This is a genomic window from Algoriphagus jejuensis (genome assembly GCF_039523455.1).
Classification (GTDB): domain Bacteria; phylum Bacteroidota; class Bacteroidia; order Cytophagales; family Cyclobacteriaceae; genus Algoriphagus; species Algoriphagus jejuensis.
This window is the reverse complement of the sequence record NZ_BAAAFI010000038.1, coordinates 48,092-70,190: the sequence shown is the minus strand read 5'-3', so window position 1 is coordinate 70,190 and position 22,099 is coordinate 48,092. Positions and strand designations below refer to the sequence as shown.

Sequence of the window (22,099 nt, the reverse complement as noted above, 5' to 3'; positions counted from 1 at the left end):
AAGATGATTGGCCAAAAAACCCGTTAAGCTTCTCCGTGTTTTATTTATTTTACCTAAATTCAATTTTATCAATGATTAGTCACAATGAGAAGATTCTGTGGATTCATTTTGTTTTTGCTGCTTTTTAGTTTTTCCTGTTCAAGTCCAGAAACGCCTGAGGCTATTTTGAACGGAGCAAAAGAGAAGATTTTTTCAGCAAATCGCCTTTCTTTTAATCAACTGATGTTTTGGGAAAATCCGGAATTAGATGAGGTTGATACTTTTTCGTTAGAAATCCTGCTTCGGAAAAATCCTGAGACTGAATTAGGATTTGATTATTTGGGAAAAAGAGAAGGCTCTGGATATAATTTTATTGAAGGGGTACTTTTTAGTATAAGTCACAAAGATAGCATAGTGACCTACTATCCTGAAAAAAACATTAGTAGGATGAATCAAAGCAGTATGTATTTGACAAATAGTCCCATTAGATTGTTAAAAAATGGTCCTTGGAACTACTTAGGAGATACGGCTATCGATGGAAAAACCTACAGTGAATTTCTCTGGATAGAAATGGACACGACGATTATGGAGAAAAAAGTACTGCTGAAAAATCATCTTTTTATAAATCCATCCAACGAATTGGCGGATTTCTACTCACGAAGATTGTATCACGACGGGAAGAAAAATCAATTCATTGATGTTTATTATTCTAGCTATGAATTTGATGAACTCGGTGAGGAATTGGTATATGAAATCCCTCAAGGTTATGTGTCCAAAGTTTGGGGGCAAAAGGATCCAGAGGCGGCCCAAGTTTTAAGTAAGGGTGATTTGGCACATGATTTCCAACTGGCTGACGAAAATGGGGGCCTCGTCAGACTTTCCGATTTCCGCGGTAAAAAAGTTCTGCTTGACTTTTCGATGATCAATTGTGGTTGGTGCAAAATTGCCCTAGAGCAATTCAATAAACCTGATTATCAATTTGCCGAAAACATAGTTCCCTTATATGTCAATCCGGTTGATTCCAAAGAGAAGATGGATAAGTATAGATCAAAGGTGGCTATTCCATTTCCTGTTTTGATAAATGCCGAAGAGATTGGAAAAGCGTATGGGGTAAGCGGTTATCCTACATTTTTCCTGATTGATGAAAATGGAAAAGTGGAGGATGTGGTTGTCGGATTTATTGATGAGGAAATTTTGAAATGGAAAAAAGGAGTTGTTTGATTTTTCAGTTTCACTGATAAAATCCAAACAATTTTCATCCTGCGTTTGCAGAGTTATTACCGCCGTATTTTTTCATCCCAGCTTTAGCTACATCTCCGCATATCTGCGTAGCTATCTTTTGATTTTCCATCACCATATTGAACCATGAAAATCATCCCCGTCACCTGTGCTCTGATCATCCACCAAGGGAAAGTCTTGGCGGCCCAGCGTTCAGAGACAATGGACTTGCCGGGCAAGTGGGAGTTTCCCGGAGGAAAGGTCGAGGCGGGAGAAAATCCAGAGACCTGCCTGATCCGAGAGATCCGCGAAGAACTTGGGATCGAGATCGAGGTAGTCGAGCAGCTTCCCGTATCGGATTATTCTTATCCAACCAAAACTATTCGGCTCATTCCTTTCTCAGTCTTCTGGAAAAGTGGAGAAATCCATCTGTTGGAGCATAGCCGGTTCGCCTGGTTGGACAAAAATAACCTCATTTCGATGGATTGGGCTGCCGCAGATTTGCCGACTGTGCGTTATTTGCACGATAATTGGGTAACGCTTGTAATTCAAACAAACCGATAAAAGCAATGGCAGCGGAATTGATCCGGCTTTACGAAGAAAATCCAGACCCGAGGCGCGTTCAGCAAGTGGTCGATGTACTTCGCAGCGGAGGCGTAATTATTTATCCCACAGACACCGTCTATGGAATGGGCTGCGATATCACCAATCAGCGGGCGATCGAGCGGATCTGCAAGATCAAGGGCATTAATCCTCGCAAGCATAATTTTTCGTTTGTTTGTGCGGATCTGAGCAACATTGCCCAGTTTACCAGAGTGATCGACAAGTCGGTTTTTAAGATGATGAAAAAAGCCTTTCCGGGCCCGTTTACCTTCATTTTGGAAGCAAGCACGCAGGTACCAAAGATCCTCCACAGCAAGAAAAAGACTGTGGGGATCCGCGTGCCAAATCATGGCGTGCCACGAGCCATTGTGGAAGAGCTCGGCCAACCAATTCTATCGACTTCCATCCGTGATGAAGATGATGTAATCGAATATTCAACCGATCCGGAGTTGATTTTCGAAAAATATCAAAATCTGGTAGATGTCGTGATAGATGGAGGATATGGTCAAAACGTGGCTTCGACGATCCTCAACTGCACCGGTGATGAAGTGGAGGTAATCAGGCAGGGCTTGGGAAATCTGGAAGATTTGCTTTGAAAAAAGAAGACCGGAGACGGAAGATTCTATGTCTGATGTCCAGAAGGTGATTTCGGGCGAGCCAGGATTCTAGTAAGTATCAAATAGCCAGTTTTTAGAAACTAGGATAGTTGCATCAAGCAACGTCAACGGACGCCCAACAACCATTAACCCTTACCCCCTTGACCAAGATAGCCATCGACCTCCATTACTTGCCCTCACTCGAATTCTTTGCTGCAATCGCCGAAGCGGACGAGTTGCTGGTTTTTTCGCAGGATCTCTACCAGCGCCAGTCTTATCTCAATCGTACCCGAATTCGCCTGGCAAATAAGGTTGAAACACTCAGCGTGCCGATCGTGGGCAGACGGCCCAAGCTGCCTTTGGATCAGGTTAGGATTGACTATGAGCAGAATTGGCAAGCGGTGCATCTTCGCAGTATTCAGAGCGGCTATGGCAAGGCGCCGTTCTTCGAATTCTTTTTTCCCTATATCCAAGAAATCCTAGAGTCTGAGGCGGAAAGTCTTTGGGGTCTGAACCTAAATCTGATGACAATCTGTCTGAAACTGCTGCGCCTACCTGTCAAGATTACTGCTTTTTCCGAAGGAGAAATTCCACTAGATCTATTGGATGTAAGAGGCCTTATTGTGCCTGGAAGACCGTTTTCGGACCGAAACTTTTACCAATCCATTCCCTATTCCCAGCTATTTGGCTTGAACTTTGAGCCAAACTTGAGCATTCTGGATTTGTTGTTTTGTACCGGGCCCGAGGCTGGAAAGATCCTCAGAGAATCGATAAAAAAACATTGAACAATCCTTAAAAGGATTGTGTTTCTAAAACAAATTCGGTAACATACGTACAGGTTTATTAGACAATCAGAAAGGAATTAAATGGAAGCGAAATTTTCAAATAGAGTCAAAGAGGTGATCTCTCTCAGCCGTGAAGAAGCGCTTCGTTTGGGACATGATTACATTGGCACAGAGCACCTTCTACTTGGGATGATCCGTGAGGGAGAGGGTGTAGCTGTATCAATACTAAAAAAAATGGGCGTTCCTCTGGACGAGTTGCGCAACGCCATCGAGCGTGCTGTGAAAGGCACAGCCAACCATAGTGTGAAAAATATGGCCAATATTCCATTGACTCGTCAGTCGGAGAAGGTCTTGAAAATCACGTATTTGGAGGCTAAAATATTCAAAAGCCAACTGATCGGCACCGAGCATCTGCTACTTTCTATCCTGAGGGACGAGGACAATATTGCAACACAGATATTGAATAAATTTGAGGTGAATTACGATTCGGTCAAGGAAATGCTTGAAATGCAGTCTGATTCAGGTGCTACCCCAAGAGCGAAGGCCGAAGCGGAAGATGGTGACGACGACGGCTCTAAACTTTTCGGAGCTTCCGGAAGTGGATCTGGCAGTCAGTCCAAGCCGGGTGCTGAAAAGTCCCGTACGCCCGTCCTCGACAATTTCGGTCGTGATTTGACCAAGATGGCCGAAGACGACAAATTGGATCCGATCATCGGCCGAGAAAAGGAGATCGAGCGCGTAGCTCAGATACTTTCCCGAAGAAAGAAAAACAACCCGATCCTCATCGGTGAGCCCGGTGTCGGAAAAACTGCGATTGCGGAAGGCTTGGCTCTGAGGATCATTCAGAAGAAAGTGTCTCGCGTATTGTTCAACAAGCGCGTGGTGACTTTGGACCTGGCGTCTTTGGTGGCCGGGACGAAATATAGAGGGCAGTTTGAGGAGCGAATGAAGGCTGTGATGAACGAGCTTGAAAAGTCTCCGAATGTCATCCTTTTTATAGACGAGTTACATACCATCGTCGGTGCAGGCGGAGCTTCCGGTTCGCTGGATGCTTCCAACATGTTCAAACCAGCCCTGGCGCGTGGAGAAATTCAATGTATCGGAGCGACCACATTGGACGAATACCGTCAATACATCGAGAAAGACGGAGCCCTGGCTCGTCGATTCCAGATGGTGATGGTGGATGCGACTACCCCCGAGGAGACGATCCAAATCCTGAATAACATCAAGGACAAGTACGAAGATCACCACAATGTGATCTACACACCGGCAGCCATTGAGGCCTGCGTGAAGCTGTCTGACAGGTATATTTCTGATCGATTCCTACCTGACAAAGCGATAGACATCCTAGACGAAGCGGGTGCTAGAGTCCACATCAACAACATCCATGTGCCTGAAGATATCTTGAGGTTGGAAGCTGAGGTAGAAAATATCAAGGCGGAGAAAAACCGCGTAGTCAAATCCCAGAAATACGAGGAAGCGGCTCAGTTGCGGGACAAGGAGAAAAAACTTCTTGAGCAATTGGAAGCTGCGAAAAACCGTTGGGAAGATGAAAGTAAATCCAAACGATTCACGGTAGAAGAAGACAACGTCGCAGAAGTGATTGCGATGATGACAGGAATTCCTGCCAAGCGAATCGCTCAAAACGAGGGAGCCAAGTTGCTCAATATGAATGTCGAATTAGGTGACAAGGTCATCGGACAAGACGAAGCAATTAAAAAACTCACAAAAGCGATTCAGCGTACGCGAGTTGGCTTGAAGGATCCTAAGAAGCCGATCGGTTCCTTTATATTCCTTGGTCCGACAGGTGTCGGTAAGACTGAGCTGGCTAAGATGTTGGCAACTTACCTGTTCGATAAGGATGATTCTTTGATTCGGATCGATATGTCGGAATACATGGAGAAATTCTCCGTATCCCGATTGGTAGGAGCGCCTCCGGGCTACGTTGGCTACGAAGAAGGAGGTCAGCTGACCGAAAAGGTCAGAAGAAAGCCGTACTCAGTGGTTCTCCTTGACGAGATTGAAAAAGCTCACCCGGATGTGTTCAACATTCTATTACAAGTGTTGGATGATGGTATCCTGACCGATGGATTGGGTCGAAGAGTTGACTTCCGAAACACGATCATTATCATGACTTCCAACATCGGGGTTCGTGATCTGAAGGATTTCGGAGCTGGAATAGGCTTTGCCAACAAAGCAAAAACAGAAGGAATCGACGATGTCATGAAGTCGACGATCCAGTCTGCTTTGAAGAAAGCTTTCAGCCCAGAGTTCCTCAATCGTCTTGATGACGTAGTGGTATTCAACTCGCTGAATAAAGAGCACATCTTCAAGATCATTGATATCAGCTTAGGTAAATTGTTTCGACGAATTACTGACTTGGGTTACAAGATTGAGCTGACAGACAAAGCGAAGGATTTCTTGGCAGAAAAGGGCTACGATCAACAATATGGGGCGCGTCCGCTAAACCGGGCGATTCAGAAATATTTGGAAGATGCCATCGCCGAGGAGATCCTGAAAGGTGATCTTTCAGAAGGAGACGTGATCATCGCGGACTATTCTGGAGAAGGCACCGAGCTCACGATCTCCGTGACCAAGAAAGAAAAAGCAGCAGAGTAACTATCAGTGAAACAATAGATAAATGGAAAAGCCCCGGAATTGTATTTCGGGGCTTTTTTGGTGTTTAGTCAAAGTGTTACTCAACTCAATGACGTCAATATCGTTTTTCGGCTCAGGCAATCACTACGCCTGCACCTAACATTTTTTGACTCAGCTCTTCCAATGCACCTTTGTATTCCCGATACATTACCCGATCATGGGAGGATTTGACCAAGATGTATTTTTCGCCAATAGATTGATACCGTCTATGGCGAGATCTTTTTCACAAACTCGGGCTCTTGGAAGACTTCCTCAATCTCTTTGTTTTCGGCGGAGTAGCCATGGACGATGATGCCTAGTTTTACTTCAAGTCATCCTTAGATATGCCCCACCGGTTAGCCATTTTCTATGGTCGTCCTTTTAATAAACCGCCTTATAATTCACCTCGATATCCAGCAGCGTCCATTCGTTTTCTTTGACCGAGACAGGTTGCACGTTGCCTTCGCCGTCAAAGATATTGGCAAAAAGACCTGCATCTTCGACTACGAAGACCGAATATCGTCCGGGACTGAGCTGGATGGAAAATCTTCCGGATTCGTCGCTTTGGATTTCCGATAGCGGCTTTTCGGCAATAGCAGTATACAGGCCTCCTTCGATCTTTAGGTCCGCAAACTGAATGAGCGGATAGATCCTCAGGGTTCTTTGGACGGGTTTTCCTGCTGGTTTTCGGGGATTGTCTTCGCTGTCGTTGATCGTGGGCATTTGGTTGCCCTCAATCCAGGTGACGGTGCCGGTGATGCCCTGGCCTTCCGGCTTGTAGGGTTTGCAGCTATGGAATACCAAAGTGGTGCAAAGGATTGCCAGGAGAAAAAATAGCTTTTTCATTGTGGTGGACAGTTTTGGTCTAGATCCCCTCAAAGAGCACAAATGATTCCAAATATTGTGGGATGATAGTATTCCAGCCCAATTCGTCCTTTAGTTTGAACGCCAATGCCTCGGCACTTTCCTTCTCACCATGTACAATAAATACGCGCTTTGGACTATCACTGAATCCCTCGGCCCAAGCGATTAGTTCGCTTTGATCGGCATGGGCAGACAGACCTTCGATATGATAAACCTTAGCTTTGACCGGAACGTCCGTGCCGTAGATTTTTAGCGTGGGCTCTCCGTCCAGCAGCCTTCTGCCCCGGGTTCCTTCTGCTTGAAAACCGACGATAATTACCCCATTTCTCTCATCGGGAATTCGGTGAAAAAGGTGGTGCAATACGCGGCCGCCTGTCGCCATGCCGCTGGCGGAGACGATGATGGCTCGTCCACGGAAGTCATTAAGTGCCATGGATTGCGATTGTTTCTGTACATAGTGAAGCTGAGGATGTCGAAAAGCGTGCTCTTGCTCGTCCTCCAGCATGGCCGATAGTCGATGGTCAGTGTGGAAATCCAGATAAAGTTTGGTGGTCTCGATGGCCATAGGACTGTCCAGATAGATCGGCACTTTTGGAATTTTCCCTTTCTCCATGAGCAGGAAGAGATGGTAAAGCAATAGTTGCGTTCTACCTACGGCAAATGCTGGAATAATTGCCAATCCGCCTCTAGCAAAGGTGTCCAAGATTGCTTGGGCAAGTTCGTCTTGGGGCTTGCTTTTCGGGGCGTTTCTGTCGCCATAGGTCGATTCGATCCAGAGGATATCTGCTTTTGGGATGAGTGTTGGGGGGAAAAGCACGGGGTCGTTAAATCTGCCCAAGTCACCGGAGAAGATGAGCCTTTTGGTCTGGTAGTCACCTTTAATCACCACTTTGACAATAGCTGCTCCCAAGATGTGCCCCGCGTGGAAATAGGTCAAATCCACACCGGGATGGATCGACACAGGCTTGTCAAAAGCTTGGGGCACAAGCAGCGGAAAAACAGCCTCGGCATCCTCTACAGTGTAGAGCGGTTGAGGGTTTTCGTGCCGCGAATATCCCTTTTTTCGGGCAAACTCAGCTTCCTCTTCCTGAAGCTTACCCGAATCCAGCAGAAGGATCTTTGCCAGCTCAGCGGTTGCTTCGGTACAGTAGATCGGTCCTCTATAGCCTTGTTTGACCAATTTTGGCAAATAGCCGATATGGTCCAGATGGGCATGGGTCAGCACTACCGCTTCCAGTTGGGTCAATGCCATCGGGAAATCGTCCCAGTTTCTTTCTCTCAATTCTTTTGGTCCCTGAAAAAGTCCACAGTCCACCAAAAACTCAAACTCTCCCAGATCGATCAAATACTTGGAACCGGTGACTGCCCCGGCACCTCCGAGGAATTTTGCTGTAACGTTCATTTTATCTTGGGTTTACCAAAATAAGGTACAAAAAAAAGAGGCATCCGTTGGGATACCTCTTTTCCAATCATTTTTTATCAGCTATCGACCGCTGACAACATGGTGTCAGTCTTTCATGAAATAGGCTGAGTCAAACTTCGCTCGAGAAATGCTGTCTAGCTTAGACCGTTTCAACGAATCCATCTCAGTTTGTTCGTCCTCCCAATTGTCCCAGTCTTCTGATTTCCCTTTGTTGTCTACACAGGTCAGGCAGATCAGCCCGCCTTCGTTGAAGACCCAAACTGCGCTGGAACTCACGTCTGAGGATCTGTAGCCGTTAGCATAGATGGTGTTTCTCAAGATGTCAAGCAATGATCTCTCCATAATAAAGGGACGGTCATAAGGCATCTGAAGCGTTAAGTTGACTTTTTGATCCCGGAATTGATCCAAGGTGCTGATGTCAAAGCCTTCGTTGAAAGTGACCACTGAATCTAGCACCGAATAGGAATACTTGAATTTTTGAGCATTGGCCAAGGCCTCTACTTTTGTCCTGCCCCTAGCGAAATAGTCCGCCTTCAGCGTGACGGTCGTGTCGGCTTTTCCTTCAATCCGCAGATTGACATGGTTGAAAGTCGGCTCATCTTCCATGTTGTTTAGCGTCAGGATGAGTGTTCCTGATGTGACAGGCAATTGAGTCTCGGTTTTGTGCCAGTTATCCTCTTTAAATTGGGCAACAATTTTCGGGATCTGGAAGATAGAGATGCCCACACACAACAGCCAGAGCCCTAGAGCTACTAGCCCAAAACGTCCACCGATCAGACTCTTTTGCGCCAGCACACTCAAGCCGAGAAGCAGGATGATGATGCCCGGAATGATCACCAATCCGATGCTCGATACGACCAGCCAGATCGGAACCATGTCGGTGAACAGCTCCACAGGAAAATTGTCCATCAACAATCTGTAATCCGCATCCGACACGCCAAAATATGCGGCCAAGGCGACCAAAGGTGCAATCGTCAAACTTAGTCCGATGAAGAAGATGATTAATCCGAAGATCACACGGATGATATTGGCGATGAATTTGCCCAGGGGACCGAGTGCCGAACCAATCGCGTCTATTACTTTTCCGAGGATACGGAAGGGAGCCATCAGCACCTTTCTGGTTTGTGACTCAGGGGCCTGTGGGATGGGATTGATACTTTCCTTGATGGTGGAATCGATGCTATCGAGCGTGATTTCTCCGCCTTTCATCTTGATTCGTTCGGTAATAGAGCTGGCTACCGGGGTGATGATCCATAGGATGAGGTAGATCAGGATGCCCGATCCGCCGGCGAAAGCGAGTAGCACAAAAGCCAACCGGACATAAACGACTTCAACTCCAAAGTATGCTCCAAGTCCGCTGGAGACACCACCGAGGACTTTGTCATCGGGATTTCTGAAGAGCTTCTTGATCTTGGTGTCTTCCATCATCTCATAGGATACCGGCAGGATGATCCAGAGGACGATGTAGGCTACGATGGCGAAGAAGCCAAAGCTAACGTTGATGCGGAAAATGTCAGCCGGGAAGATGTCGAAAAATCCGAATCGGTGTATGCTGAGGTTGCCGCTGAAGAGAAGTAAGATGGCGATCAGACGCGTCCATAAGGGGTCGATGGAGAAATAGTTGGCGATGCCGGCGCAGACTCCTCCAAGGATTTTTTTGTTTTCCAGGCGCTTCAGTTTCTTGTAGCCACCGGATTCGCTGCCCGGAGGGGCAACATATTTATAGAAGTCTTCGGGGTTTGTGCCGATTTCCTCTCGGAGGTCTTCTTCTTTTTCTTCATCCACGGCAGAGAAGTCGGCTATTGTTCCCATCTTCTCGATGAGCTTGTCTACATTCTCTGCGGTGATTACCTGTTTGTTGTTTTTGAGATTGCTCAGAAAGATCTCAGCAATCCGATTTTCGATGTCGGAGAGAATCTCATGGTTTTCCTTGTAGCTGGAAAAGTGCCGGTTAATGGCGTCTAGATATTTTCTTAGCGTATCGTAGCCGTCCTCTTCGATGTGGAAGAGAATGCCGCTGATGTTTATGCTTATCGTCTTTTTCATGGTTAGTCTAAGTTAAGGTCGCTTCGGGATCAATTCTTGGAGGTGATTTCTTGGGTAGAATTGACCAGGGAAGCCCAGGTGTCTGACAGCGTAAGGAGAAAGTTTTTTCCTTCCTCAGTGATCGAATAGTACTTGCGAGGCGGGCCGGCTTCGGATTCTACCCAACGATAAGTGACGAGTTCGGCAGATTTGAGCCGATTGAGCAGGGGATAGAGGGTGCCTTCGACCACAATCATCTGAGCCAAGGTCAGCTCATCGATCAGATCTGAAGTATAGACCTCGCCCCGGGAGATGATGTGCAGCACGCAAAACTCCAAGAGTCCTTTGCGCATCTGAATCTGTGTGTTGGCGACGTTCATATGGGGGTGATTTAGTCTCCTTGAGGAGCGTTTTTTTCTTTTCACTTGATGGGTTTAAGAGAAAAATGATACCAATCTTTTCCAAGCTACCTTGTATAACCTAATTCCTTGCAGAAACTACCCACTCGGGAAACAACAGTTCGCCAAAAGATTGCTTTGAAGCCGTTCAGCGAGCTTTTTGTAAAATGAGAAAAGTGGATTTTTTTCTAAAACTCTGTGACAGGTTGTACTGCTGCTTTAATAGATGTTCAACTTTGTGACATAAAAGTGTCCGAACCTGTACAGTCGAGCTCCCTTAGTTCAATTAAAAGGAGCTTGGTTTGTTAGGGGTTTTTGAATTTGAATTATTTTGGCGTCAAAATGAGCCAAAACAGATTCCTAAGTGTTTTTTTCCTTTGCCTTTTCCAGGGGATTTTCATTGGTAAGGGTTTTTCACAAGACCTTACGCCCAAGTATTCCAATGAATTTTTGAGCATAGGAGTAGGAGCAAAAGCCCTGGCGATGGGCAGTGCTCAGGTCGGCGCAGTGCGTGACGTGACAGCAGCCTATTGGAATCCCGCAGCACTTACTGCGATCCAGCATGAGTATGAGTTTTCACTTATGCACGCAGAATATTTTGCCGGAATCGCCCAATACGACTACCTCGGCTTCAGTACGACCTTGGGAAACCAGAATCAAATCGCAGCCTCCCTTATTCGCTTTGGCGTGGACGATATTCCCGATACGCGATTTCTATACGATGCCAATGGCGCGATCAATTACAACAACGTCCAGTTTTTCAATGCGGCCGACTATGCTTTGCTTTTGAGTTTTGCGAGAGACTTTTCAGAGAAAATCAAAGTCGGAGCCAACGCGAAGATCATCCACCGCAACGTAGGCAAGTTTGCCCAGGCTTGGGGTTTTGGACTGGACGTAGGCGGTATCTATCTGCACAAACGCATGACGCTGGGCCTGATGGTCCGAGATATCACCACCACCTACAACGCCTGGACGCATGATGCAGACCTGGTCCGGGACATATACTCACAGACCAACAATGAGGTGCCACTGAATACGGTCGAGATCACGCTGCCCAAAGCCATAGCCAGTATTGCTTACAATTGGAAGATTGGGGGACAGTTTGATCTGTTGACGGTTTTAGACTTGGAGACAACTTTTGACGGGGCCAGAAACACCCTCGTTTCCACCTCGACGTTTAGCATCGATCCCAAGTTTGGCTTGGAGTTAGGTTTCAGAAAGATCGCCTTTGTCCGTGGAGGAGTGAGCAATTTTCAGTACATCAAAGATTTCCAGGGAGCAGAGACGTTGAATTTTACGCCGTCAGCAGGATTGGGCGTCATACTGAGTGAGCGTTTTCAGATAGACTATGCACTGTCTGATCTGGGAGATGTGTCAGAGAGCCCATATTCGCACATCTTCAGCGTGAAAGTGAGTCTGGAAAAACTGGCCTCAGATTTTAGAAAATTTAATTCCTGGGATTAATGAGTCTGAAAAAGTACCTCTTGAGTTTTTTGCTGGCGGCTTTTGTGACCTGTACAGTCTCGGCCCAAATTCCCGTTTGGTACGATTACTCACTGACCTACTACAAAATACCGACCGCTCAGGACGGGATCTATCGGGTCTCTGCGGCGACGCTTCAAGCCTCCGGTATCAATGTGGCAAACTTGGACCCGAGAATGATCCGAGTCTTTCACCGGGGACAGGAAGTAGCGATCCATGTGGAGGGCGAAAGCGATGGAAAAGTTGACCCTCAAGACTTCATCGATTTCTACGGAATCCGAAACGATGCCGAATTGGACAAGAAACTTTACAGCAAGTTTACCACCGTCCCCAATCCGTATTACAATACTCACTCGGATACCACGGCCTTTTTCCTCACCGTGACGCCGGGTACTCCCGGCAAGCGCATGGCGCAACGGGATGCTCCGGCTCCCAATTTGCCCCAAGCCACTAGCTTCCAAACCGAACAATTTCAAGTGCTTTCCGACCAATATTCTTTGGGCATTTCCTATGCCTTGGGTTTCAGGCTTTCTGCATATGACCAAGGGCAGGGATGGATGGGTACCCAAATCACCAAAGGAGTAGCTCGAGACTTGACTTTTTCCAATTTAGGTGCTGTCCTCAACACGGGCTCGGCTCAACTTGAGATCGGGCTGGTTGGACGCTCTGCAAATCCGCACCTGGCAGCGATCAGCGTGGGACCCGCGACTGGCACACAGCGCACGCTGACACAGGTAGGTTTTAACGGCTATGAATATCCCCAGCTCACATTGGATTTACAGATGTCAGATTTCAATGCCAACGGCACGCTCTTTGTCAAAGTCTTACCTCAGGGTACCGAGTCGGTGGATAATATGTCCATCGCTTACGCAAAAATCACATATTCCAAGCCAGTGATGGCGGGGGATTTTACCGGACAGCTGATGAACTTTCCGGCAGGAAATCAACAAGTAGTCCTGAATCAACTACAGCAAAACTATGTAGCGGTAGAGATTTCCGACTTGTATTCAGCTCAAAGAGTGGTGGTTTCTAAAACGGGGACTTCAGCAAGCTTTACTGGCGCAGTCTCCGGAAACGAAAGTAAAATATGGATTCAGCCAGAGCAATCGGCGATGGAAGTGGGAGCGATGCAGGCGGTGAAATTTCGCAATTACCTAGCTCAGCCCTCCAACTACATCTTGGTAGGGCATCGCGAACTGGAGAAGCCGAGCTCCAACTATCCCAATCCGCTCAAGAAATACGCCGAACACCGAGCCTCAGCTCTGGGAGGTGGATTTGATACGCTGACAGTGAGGATGGAGGAGCTTTACGACCAATTTTCCTATGGAGAGAGATCTCCGGTAGCCTTGTATGAGTTTCTAAAAGCCTACTATCCGGTTCACAAGCCTACGCATATTTTATTGGCGGCCAGATCGCTCGCCGTCTATTCTCAGGCAAGGCTCAACAATCAGAATGTTTTTTACCGAAAAGCGCCTCAGGCTTTCCTGTTTCAGGATCTGGTGCCTGTCGGAGGATATCCTTTTTCCGACAACGTCTACACCCTAAATCTGGATCCACAAAAACCGAATAACCCCGCCATTGCTATTGGAAGAATTCCCGCAAAGACTTCTGAGCAACTTGCGGGCTATCTGGACAAGGCTATCGAAAAAGACCTCGTCGGGGTGACTGAAGCCTGGCAAAAGGAATTGGTGCATTTAAGTGGTGGTGTGTCTGAGTTTGAGCTGGAGCGCTATTTCGGATTTATGAACAGGTATAAGGCTACGGCCGAAGGGCCGTTTCTGGGTGGAAATGTGACTACCTATCGCAAACGCTCCAACTCGGTAGTCGAGGTGATCGACATTTCAGGAGACCTAAACGAGGGGCGATCCATGTTGACGTTCTTTGGGCACGGCTCTCCGACAGTAATAGATATTGAGATTGGTTTTGCCTCCGATCCTTCATTGGGCTACGCAAACAAAGGAAAATATCCCATTATGCTGTTCAATGGGTGTGATTATGGCAGTGCATTCTCTACGGTCTATACCCAAGGAGAAGATTGGGTTATTACTCCTGAAAAAGGAGCGATCTCAGTGTTGGCCAATACAGCGATCGGGGTGGATGTTTTCCTCAACCGATATTCGGATCTGTTTTATAAATGGGCATTTGCCGACAGTTCGACCATCCACGGAACTATCGGTGAGGTGAAGATGAAGTCGGAGGGGCAGTTTGTGGACTTTTACGGAACTAGCCCGCTGAATTATTCGCACATGGAGCAGATGGTCATGCTCGGCGATCCCGGAGTCAGGATTTTTCCGGCAAGCATGGCCGATTATGCGGTGAAAGTGGAGGAAGTGGACTTAGGTACTTTTGACGATTCGCCGCTATCGTCGATTTCCGACAGTCTGAAACTCTCCTTTGTCGTCCGTAACCTGGGCAGGACAGATGCTGATTCACTGGATTTTAAGATTAGCCGCAAACTTCCCGATGGCACGCTGGTCAATTTTGAGCCGGTGAAAATCCCAGCGATAATGAGGTTGGATACGTTGGTGTTTTCAGTGCCGAATTTACTGCTCGATGCGGCTGGCGAAAATCAGTTTACGATTTCTGTAAATACCGACCGGACTGTCCCCGAATTGACTTACGCCAACAACACCGTCACTTACACAGCTTTTGTCCCGCTGAGCGGCACCATCAACCTGTACCCGGTTGATTTTGGGATTGTTGGCCAAAAAGATATAAAGTTGGTCACTCAGGCGCCAGGAAAGCTCACTGAAAACAGAACGCTCGTTGTCCAGATGGATACCACGATCACCTTCAATTCATCGTTTAGAAAGGAACTGAGATCGACCACGTCGGGATTGGTGGAGTGGCCGGTGAGCCTTTCCGCTGGCAATGACTCCACGACCTACTACTGGCGATCCCGGTATGAGGAACCGAAGGCCGGTGAGACAGACTCCTGGACTAATTCCAGCTTTTCCTATCTACCCAACTCTGGAAATGGATGGACTCAACGGGAAAACGACCAGCTGGATCAAAGTGGACTCGAAAACCTCGAGCTGGACAAGGCCAGAACATCTTGGCAATATATCCAACAAGAGAAAGGCTTCGAAGTCTTCACCGTAGGAGCGGCGGTGGATACGCTCAATTTCAGAAACACGCAGTTTTACTATGACCAAGTCCCCCAGATCATAGACAATGTCAACAATGCCAACAGCCGATTGTGTCCCAATGGATCGCTTGGCTTGGTAGCGATCGACCAAAAGACGCTCCTGCCTTATTTACCCGTGCCGGTTCCTGGCTTCGATATTCTGGACTCCAGAGCATGTGGTCGCGTACCTCAGATGATCCAAAGTATCCAAAACGAATGGATCACCACGCCCGGAAATACCATGCTGCAGGAGTACGTGAATGGGGTTAAGCCCGGCGACTATGTGGTCGTGTTCACGGTGGGCAGCGTCACTTTTGATGCTTGGCCTGATCGTGCGTACCAGAATTTCAAAGAATTAGGTGCAAATGAGGCGACGCTCCGTGCTTTGAAAACCGGTGATCCCTACATCCTCTACGGTCGGAAAGGAATGAGAGCCGGGGAATCGATCGAGATCATCGGCAATCCAAATTTCGAAGTGCCTGAAAATCAACAGACGCTCAGCTTTGAATCGGAAGTGCAGGGGTATTTCACCAACGGGATGATCCTGACTCCCAAAATAGGCCCTGCATCAGCATGGGAACGTTTTTTCCAAAATGTAAATGCGCGAAACTGGATCAATGAGGAAGAATTTTCCAGTTTTGACGTCCTGGGAGTGAAAGAAAATGGCGAGGAGGAAGTCCTGATCGCTGATATATTGGATCTGGAGCTAGACCTTTCCAGTATCAGCCCGGCCAGTTATCCCTACCTAAGACTTAGATATGCGATGGACGATCCCAACTCTACCCAACCCGCTCAGTTGGACAGATGGCAGGTAAATTTTGAAGGAGTGCCGGAGGGCGTGCTTTTGGAGAAAACTCCGGGTGATCGAATCCGAATGGTAGAAGGACAGAGCTCAAAAATCGACTTCATCTTTAAAAATGCTTCGATCTATAATTTTCTGGACTCGATCCAGGTGGATTATAAAATGACCAACCTGAACACGAATAAGGCGGAACTTTTCAGCAAAAAAATCAAGGCGGTTAAAGCAGGAGAACAGGCGGAGTTTTCTGTGGAATTTAACAGTGCTGGCCGGGCCGGGCAGACGGAATTGGAAGTTTTTGCAAATCCAAGAATACAGCGCGAGCAAACCTATCGCAACAACCTCATCGATATGGGAGTGGCCTTTGAGGTCGAGGGAGACAGTTCGTATTCGCTGTTGGATGTTAATTTTGACGGGATCTACATTATGGACGGGGATCTGGTATCCCCCACTGTGATGGTAACTGCTTTGCTCAAAAATGACCAGACGCTCGTCCACAAGACTGATACGCTCGGCATGGAGATTTTCGTGAAGAAAAACTGCGAAGGCTGCCAGTTTAACCGCGTCAGCTTTTCCAATCCAAACTTGACTTGGACACCCGCTTCCGAGGATGAGAGCTTTCGGGTTTCCTTTGTCCCTGGCCCGTTGGAAGACGGTTTATATACACTGCGCATCGCCAACGAAGACTCGCCGCAGCCTTATGAGATTACCTTCGAGGTGGTCAATGAATCCCAGATCAGCAATTTCTATCCTTATCCCAATCCCTTCAGTTCCTCGGTTCGTTTTGTGTTTACATTAACTGGGTCGGAGATTCCCGATGAGATCAAGATCCAAATCATGACCGTGACAGGCAAAGTAGTCCGTGAAATTCTCCAAAATGAATTGGGATCGATCCGAATCGGGAACAACATCACCGAGTATGCCTGGGATGGGCGGGATGAATTTGGAGACCAACTGGCGAACGGGGTGTATATCTATCGCGTGCTGGTAAGGAAAAATGGTCAGTTTATGGAGCATCGACCAACTGCCGGAGACCGAGGATTTACTAAAGGATATGGCAGGATGTATTTGCTCCGCTAGGATTTAGAACTCTTCCAGTTTCGATAGAGTCCCCAGAAGCTCAACAAAAAAAGGAAAGCCAGGATCGCCCATTGCCATGGGTCGTTCATGGCTTTTTTTGCATCCAGCAGTGAGCTTGCCAGCAGGCCGGTGCCAAAGGCGATCAACGTTCTGGGAAGCATTCCGGGGATACCGTAAAGAAGAACTTTCTTTAAATCGATTTTTAGCGAAGCAAAGAGAAAGTTGGAGATCGCAAAGGGGATCACGGGACTGATTCTTATAAAGAAAATGAGGCTGAGTGGGCTTTGGATTTTGTTTTCCATTTGCTGTTGGAGCTCCGGTTTTCTTTGGTATAAGAGTGCTAGAAAATCGGTATTGAGTGCTTTTCCCAAGGTATATCCGACCACGTTGGCAAGCAGGTATCCGAAGAACAAACCCGGAAATCCCAGCCATCCGAGGTAGTATCCCGTCGCGAGTGCGCAGAGAGTTGTCGGCAGGAGTGCAAGTCCAAGTAAGATCGCCAGTACCAGCGCAAACACCAGGTGATCGGCAAGGTGGTCTATCTGGAAATCACTCAATGTATCGGTGGCGGAAAGTAAGGTCAAGCTGCCGATTCCGGGCATTATTGTCACCCAGATCCAACCTATTGTCGCCCCAGGATGAAGGCGGAAGTAGTCCCCCAATGTCTTGAAAATACTGACCTTTTTTGTCATATTTGGAGGACTATTGCTCGGTGTATTGCGTTATTCAGGCAAGTTTAGCATTCCTATTCGGATTTATCCCTTAAGCAATCCGATTCATCTGGCCGTTCCTTCCTAAAGAATTTAACTTCAACTAGTTTTTATGAAATTTGGTACCAAAGCCATCCACGCCGGAGTAAGTCCCGATTCGTCTACCGGTGCGATCATGACTCCGATTTTCCAGACCTCGACGTATGTGCAGAAGTCTCCGGGAGATCATTTGGGCTACGAATACAGCCGTACACACAACCCTACCCGGACGGCATTGCAAAACAGCCTCGCTGCCCTCGAGAATGGAAAACATGGGCTTTGCTTTTCCTCTGGTCTCGGTGCAATCGACGCGGTGGTCAAGCTCTTCAATCCCGGTGACGAGATCATCTCCACCAGCGATCTATATGGCGGCACTTATAGGCTCTTCACCAAGGTATTCGAGCGATATGGCATCAAGTTTCACTTTGTCTCCATGGCAGATCCGGCGACGCTAGAGCCCTATGTCAATGCCAATACCAAGATGGTGTGGGTGGAGACTCCGACCAATCCGATGATGAATATCATTGACCTGAAAGCGATGGCAGCATTTTCGAAAAAACACGGATTGCTTCTCGCGGTTGACAATACCTTTGCATCACCTTATCTCCAAAATCCACTGGATCTCGGCGCTGATATCGTCATGCACTCGGTGACCAAGTACCTCGGAGGTCACTCCGATGTGGTGATGGGCGCGTTGGTGGTCGAGGATGATGAACTGCATTCCAAATTGGCTTTTTTACAAAATGCCTGCGGTGCGACGCCTGGGCCCCAGGATTGCTTTTTGGTGTTGAGAGGCATCAAGACACTGCATCTCCGTATGGAGCGGCATTGCCAAAACGGCAAAACCATTGCTGCCTACCTGCGCATGCACCCCAAGGTAGAAAAAGTTTATTGGCCGGGTTTCGAAGATCATCCCAATCACGACGTCGCCACGGCGCAAATGCGAGATTTTGGGGGAATGATTTCCTTTACGTTAAAAGGAAATAGACTGGCTGACGCAAAGAAAGTAATGGAGAGTTTTCAACTGTTTGCGCTTGCCGAATCACTCGGCGGCGTAGAGTCCCTCTGTGGCCACCCCGCCTCAATGACCCATGCCTCGATTCCCCGGGAGGAGAGAGAAAAAGTAGGCTTGGTGGATTCGCTGATCCGTCTGAGCGTAGGCGTGGAGGACGCAGAGGATTTGAAAAATGATTTGGCAAGGGCTTTGGCCAACATCTGAGCTAAACCAATACTTTTTTAAGTAGCTCAAAGGCCTGTCTTTCGATCTCGGAGGACAGGCTTTTCTTTTCCTCTTTCAACTCTTTGATCCATTCCATATATTTTTTGGAGATGTGAGTCTTCTCTGCCAGGAAGCCGGTGAGTGTCTGAAAAGCCAGATGATTTGAGTACCACGGCTTCAGGTTTTCCTTGAGTTGGCCGATTTCTTCGTGGATCGAAGAGACAAAAATCGGATTGAAGCCTAGACTAACCAGCAGGTTTTCCAACATAATTATTTTCCGAAGGCTCTCAAACAAATCCCTAAATCCTTGGCTAGCAATTGGAATTTTGAGGTCGTGGTGGAGGAATCCCAGCTCCTCCTGCACAAGTTGATTGATGGCCGTGTTGATCACCAAGGGCTTGATGCCCCGGCTAGATTGCTGAGCTTTGATCTGGAAGTCCTCCCAAGTTTTAAGCGAACTTCCTACGACTAGGTCAAAAGCTTCTTTTTGGATTTCTTTTTTTTGCGCCAGCAAGTAAACCCGAAAGCTGCCATACGTCTGATTGACTTCCAACTCCCTTGTTTTGAGATTTCGCTCCACGAGCTTGAGGTGATGGGTTTTGCGAAGGGCTCTTCGGAGTGGCTTCAATGGGAAAAAAAGGTCAGATCCTTTGCTGCTGTCTTCGAAATGGATCTTTCCCATCAGGTCGGTATACAGTTCCAAAAACTCCAGCTTGCTGAGTAGCTCAATAGCCTTTTTGGACTTTATCTGTTTTCCAAGCACCAAAAACAAGGATTTGGCGTCATGGTGTTGCTGCTCAAAAATCTGGTAAACCGGAGACGTCTTCGAGTGCATGGATTAGGAAATTCTTACCAAGGTGGCACCATAGCCCCATTGGTCTTTCTGAGTGTCTTGAAAGTACTTAATATTTTGGATTTGACTTAGGCGCTTATGTATTTCTTTTCTGAGGACGCCATTGCCCATGCCATGTATAAAAGTAATCTCATCCATGCCCGAGGCGATTGCTTGGTTAAGGTTAGATTCAAAGGACTCCAGTTGGATTCGCATCTTCTCGGAATTGCTCAGAGACTGAGGATTGGGGTGAAGCTGTTCAATGTGAAGGTCGATGGAGTGGGGAGGTTTGGTCACTTTGATCGACTCCGGTTTAGGGGTGATTTTGGTGAGCTCCGCATTGAGACTCCGGATATCCAATTCCTTAGTAGTCTGTTCCATGGCAAAGAGATAGACGTCTTTGCCAAGTCGCGGAGCTTTGCTTAGATGCTTGAAAAATTGTGTAGCCTTCATCTTAAGTTGGCGCTCAAAGGGAAGGATGGCTTTTTCCAGTTTGATTTGAATCGGGATAAAACGCAGGAGAAATGCCGGCCACTCATCCATTTCCTTCATTAGACGGTCATCAAATTTTTTGCTTTCGCCTGAGCTCAAAGTGCCCGCGAAGAGCGTGCGTTGATTTCCGCCATGAACTTCTGATGCGTGGACAAGATAGGCTTGATGGGTGTCGTTGATCAGGTAAAGGCTCAGGCTTTGGTCGTTGATCGGCAGAAAGGCGAGGTATAATCCCTGATCTTTTGGGGCAGAGATCGGCTTCGCTGTTTCCGGTTCCTTTGTTTCTCCGGCATTTTCACCGAAGTAGCTTTTTTCAGCTTCCGCGATTAGAACAACCTCAGACTTCATGGCAGGTATGATGAACCCGTCCTCGATCTCTACCGACAGGCGTCCACCCGAGGAGACTTTTCTCACAATTCCTTCTTCTCGTCCATGGAGTAGTCTTACTCTGTCTCCGATATTCATTTTTCCAGGGCTATTTTATAGGTTTCCAATGCTCTTTGTCTTGCAAATTTATACGCTACGATGGGTTTTGGGTATTTTTTTGTTTCTAATTCAGGAATCCAATGCTTGATGTACTCTAGGTCCGGATCAAATTTTGAGGTTTGGGACTCAGGATTGAAGATGCGAAAGTAGGGCTGGGAGTCGGTACCTGTGCCGGCGGCCCATTGCCAGCTGCCGTTGTTTGCCGAGAGATCAAAGTCCAAAAGCTGCTTGGCAAAATAGGCCTCGCCCCATCTCCAGTCGATCAGAAGTAATTTGGTCAAAAAGGAAGCGGTGATCATTCTTACCCGGTTGTGCATGTAGCCCGTTTCGTTAAGCTCCCGCATCCCGGCATCCACGATGGGGAATCCGGTTTTTCCCGCACACCAGGCATGAAAATCGCCCAAATCCTGCCTCCAGGGAATCCGGTCATACTCAGGTTTGAATGCTCGGTCGACGACTTGCGGGTTGAATGCCAAGATCATCATATAAAACTCCCGCCAGATCAATTCCTTCAAAAAGACGTCATTTAGCTTGGCAGCGATCCCTGCTAATTTCCGGATAGAAATGGTACCAAAACGCAAGTGAATTCCAAGTCGGGAAGTTCCGTTTTTCGCGGGGAAATCCCGGTTTTGATCATAATGTCTAATAAGGTCTTCATCAGTTATTTTGGGAGGGATACAAATAGACGTTTTTTCAAAACCCATTTCCCCTAGTGAAATCATTGGAAATGGCGTTAAGCCTTTTAGATTTTTCCAGTTTGGCTGGCCGGGGTTTTGGATGTCAGTCTGGTTGAATTTTGATAGCCAGGCTTTTGAAAACGGGGTAAACACCTTGTAGAACTCCCCGGATCCGTTAAGAATTTCACCGGGCTCGAAGATGAGTTGATCTTTAAAACTGAGGAAACGGACTTTCTTTTCTTCCAAAAGCGCTTCGATTTTTTCGTCTCGCTCCTTCGCATAGGGTTCATAGTCCCGATTGGTATATACCGCACTGATAGAAAATTCAGTTGAGAGTTTCGAAAAAATCTCCTCCGGCGTGCCATATCGTACCAGCAGAGAACTTCCTTTCTTTTCCAGCTGAGCCTTGATTTCGGTTAGTTGAGCATGAATGAATTCAACTCTCGCGTCGGCTTTTTCCTCCAGTCGCTCCAAGATATTACGATCGAAGATAAAGAGGGGAAGCACGTTTTTTTCTTCCTGCAATGCTCGCTGCAGTCCCGTGTTGTCCTCTAATCTAAGGTCTCTCCGAAACCAAAACAGTGTAATTTTTTCCATAAAGTTTTATAGGTTAAAAGCACTTTTTCTT

The 22,099-nt window shown here is 47.3% G+C and carries 16 protein-coding genes; 8 read left to right on the top strand and 8 right to left on the bottom strand.

The genetic code is table 11. From position 1 onward, the window contains the following. The first annotated feature begins 84 nt into the window (after positions 1-84). From ABD031_RS15415 to ABD031_RS15395, 5 genes are all read left to right on the top strand, one after another. Positions 85-1,200 (top strand): peroxiredoxin family protein, encoded by a 1,116-nt coding sequence (locus tag ABD031_RS15415; protein WP_343853062.1) that lies wholly within the window; start codon positions 85-87, stop codon positions 1,198-1,200. 144 nt (positions 1,201-1,344) lie between these two features. Continuing rightward, on the top strand, positions 1,345-1,761 hold the full coding sequence (locus ABD031_RS15410; RefSeq protein ID WP_343853061.1) for a (deoxy)nucleoside triphosphate pyrophosphohydrolase: 417 nt from the start codon (positions 1,345-1,347) through the stop codon (positions 1,759-1,761). Between the two features lie 5 nt (positions 1,762-1,766). After that, a complete protein-coding gene (locus ABD031_RS15405) occupies positions 1,767-2,396 on the top strand; it encodes an L-threonylcarbamoyladenylate synthase (RefSeq protein ID WP_343853060.1) in 630 nt (209 codons plus the stop codon). 161 nt (positions 2,397-2,557) lie between these two features. Beyond that, positions 2,558-3,181, top strand: coding sequence for a WbqC family protein (locus ABD031_RS15400; protein WP_343853059.1), 624 nt, complete (start codon positions 2,558-2,560; stop codon positions 3,179-3,181). 81 nt (positions 3,182-3,262) lie between these two features. Beyond that, positions 3,263-5,800 (top strand): ATP-dependent Clp protease ATP-binding subunit, encoded by a 2,538-nt coding sequence (locus tag ABD031_RS15395; RefSeq protein WP_343853058.1) that lies wholly within the window; start codon positions 3,263-3,265, stop codon positions 5,798-5,800. Between the two features lie 399 nt (positions 5,801-6,199). Here ABD031_RS15395 and ABD031_RS15390 read toward each other — a convergent pair whose 3' ends face one another. The 4 genes from ABD031_RS15390 to ABD031_RS15375 all read right to left on the bottom strand — a co-directional run bounded on the left by ABD031_RS15390 (position 6,200) and on the right by ABD031_RS15375 (position 10,510). Further along, a complete protein-coding gene (locus tag ABD031_RS15390; protein WP_343853057.1) occupies positions 6,200-6,664 on the bottom strand; it encodes a carboxypeptidase regulatory-like domain-containing protein in 465 nt (154 codons plus the stop codon). A gap of 19 nt (positions 6,665-6,683) precedes the next feature. Beyond that, the gene (locus tag ABD031_RS15385; protein ID WP_343853056.1) at positions 6,684-8,084 is read right to left on the bottom strand and encodes an MBL fold metallo-hydrolase RNA specificity domain-containing protein; all 1,401 of its coding nucleotides are present in this window, start codon (positions 8,082-8,084) and stop codon (positions 6,684-6,686) included. A gap of 105 nt (positions 8,085-8,189) precedes the next feature. Continuing rightward, complete coding sequence (locus ABD031_RS15380; protein WP_343853055.1) at positions 8,190-10,151, bottom strand: PspC domain-containing protein; 1,962 nt, start codon at positions 10,149-10,151, stop codon at positions 8,190-8,192. Between the two features lie 29 nt (positions 10,152-10,180). After that, entirely contained in the window at positions 10,181-10,510 is a 330-nt protein-coding gene (locus tag ABD031_RS15375; RefSeq protein ID WP_343853054.1) for a PadR family transcriptional regulator, read from the bottom strand. A 360-nt stretch (positions 10,511-10,870) separates the two neighbouring features. Here ABD031_RS15375 and ABD031_RS15370 point away from each other — a divergent pair, with 360 nt between their 5' ends. Both ABD031_RS15370 and porU2 read left to right on the top strand, forming a co-directional pair. Beyond that, positions 10,871-11,992 carry a putative type IX sorting system protein PorV2 gene (locus ABD031_RS15370; protein WP_343853053.1) on the top strand — a complete coding sequence of 374 codons (1,122 nt, stop codon included), beginning with the start codon at positions 10,871-10,873 and terminating at the stop codon, positions 11,990-11,992. Further along, positions 11,992-17,016, top strand: coding sequence for a putative type IX secretion system sortase PorU2 (gene porU2 / locus ABD031_RS15365; protein WP_343853052.1), 5,025 nt, complete (start codon positions 11,992-11,994; stop codon positions 17,014-17,016). The genes ABD031_RS15370 and porU2 overlap by 1 nt, the downstream gene beginning before the upstream one ends. On the opposite strand, the gene ABD031_RS15360 is transcribed toward porU2, so the two are convergent. Beyond that, the gene (locus ABD031_RS15360) at positions 17,013-17,708 is read right to left on the bottom strand and encodes a VTT domain-containing protein (protein WP_343853051.1); all 696 of its coding nucleotides are present in this window, start codon (positions 17,706-17,708) and stop codon (positions 17,013-17,015) included. The genes porU2 and ABD031_RS15360 overlap by 4 nt on opposite strands. A 130-nt stretch (positions 17,709-17,838) precedes the next feature. Here ABD031_RS15360 and ABD031_RS15355 point away from each other — a divergent pair, with 130 nt between their 5' ends. Further along, positions 17,839-18,984, top strand: a complete 1,146-nt coding sequence (locus tag ABD031_RS15355) for a cystathionine gamma-synthase (protein ID WP_343853049.1) — start codon at positions 17,839-17,841, stop codon at positions 18,982-18,984. 1 nt (position 18,985) lies between these two features. Here the strand turns inward: ABD031_RS15355 and ABD031_RS15350 are convergent, their stop codons facing one another. Genes ABD031_RS15350 through ABD031_RS15340 form a run of 3 tightly spaced genes read right to left on the bottom strand, consistent with a single transcriptional unit; the run spans position 18,986 to position 22,068 of the window. Then, positions 18,986-19,819 carry a hypothetical protein gene (locus ABD031_RS15350; RefSeq protein ID WP_343853048.1) on the bottom strand — a complete coding sequence of 278 codons (834 nt, stop codon included), beginning with the start codon at positions 19,817-19,819 and terminating at the stop codon, positions 18,986-18,988. 3 nt (positions 19,820-19,822) lie between these two features. Next, positions 19,823-20,773: a Smr/MutS family protein gene (locus tag ABD031_RS15345; RefSeq protein WP_343853046.1), complete on the bottom strand. Its 951-nt coding sequence runs from the start codon at positions 20,771-20,773 to the stop codon at positions 19,823-19,825. Continuing rightward, positions 20,770-22,068 carry a cryptochrome/photolyase family protein gene (locus tag ABD031_RS15340; RefSeq protein ID WP_343853044.1) on the bottom strand — a complete coding sequence of 433 codons (1,299 nt, stop codon included), beginning with the start codon at positions 22,066-22,068 and terminating at the stop codon, positions 20,770-20,772. Before ABD031_RS15340 ends, ABD031_RS15345 begins: the two co-directional genes overlap by 4 nt. Positions 22,069-22,099 lie beyond the last annotated feature (31 nt).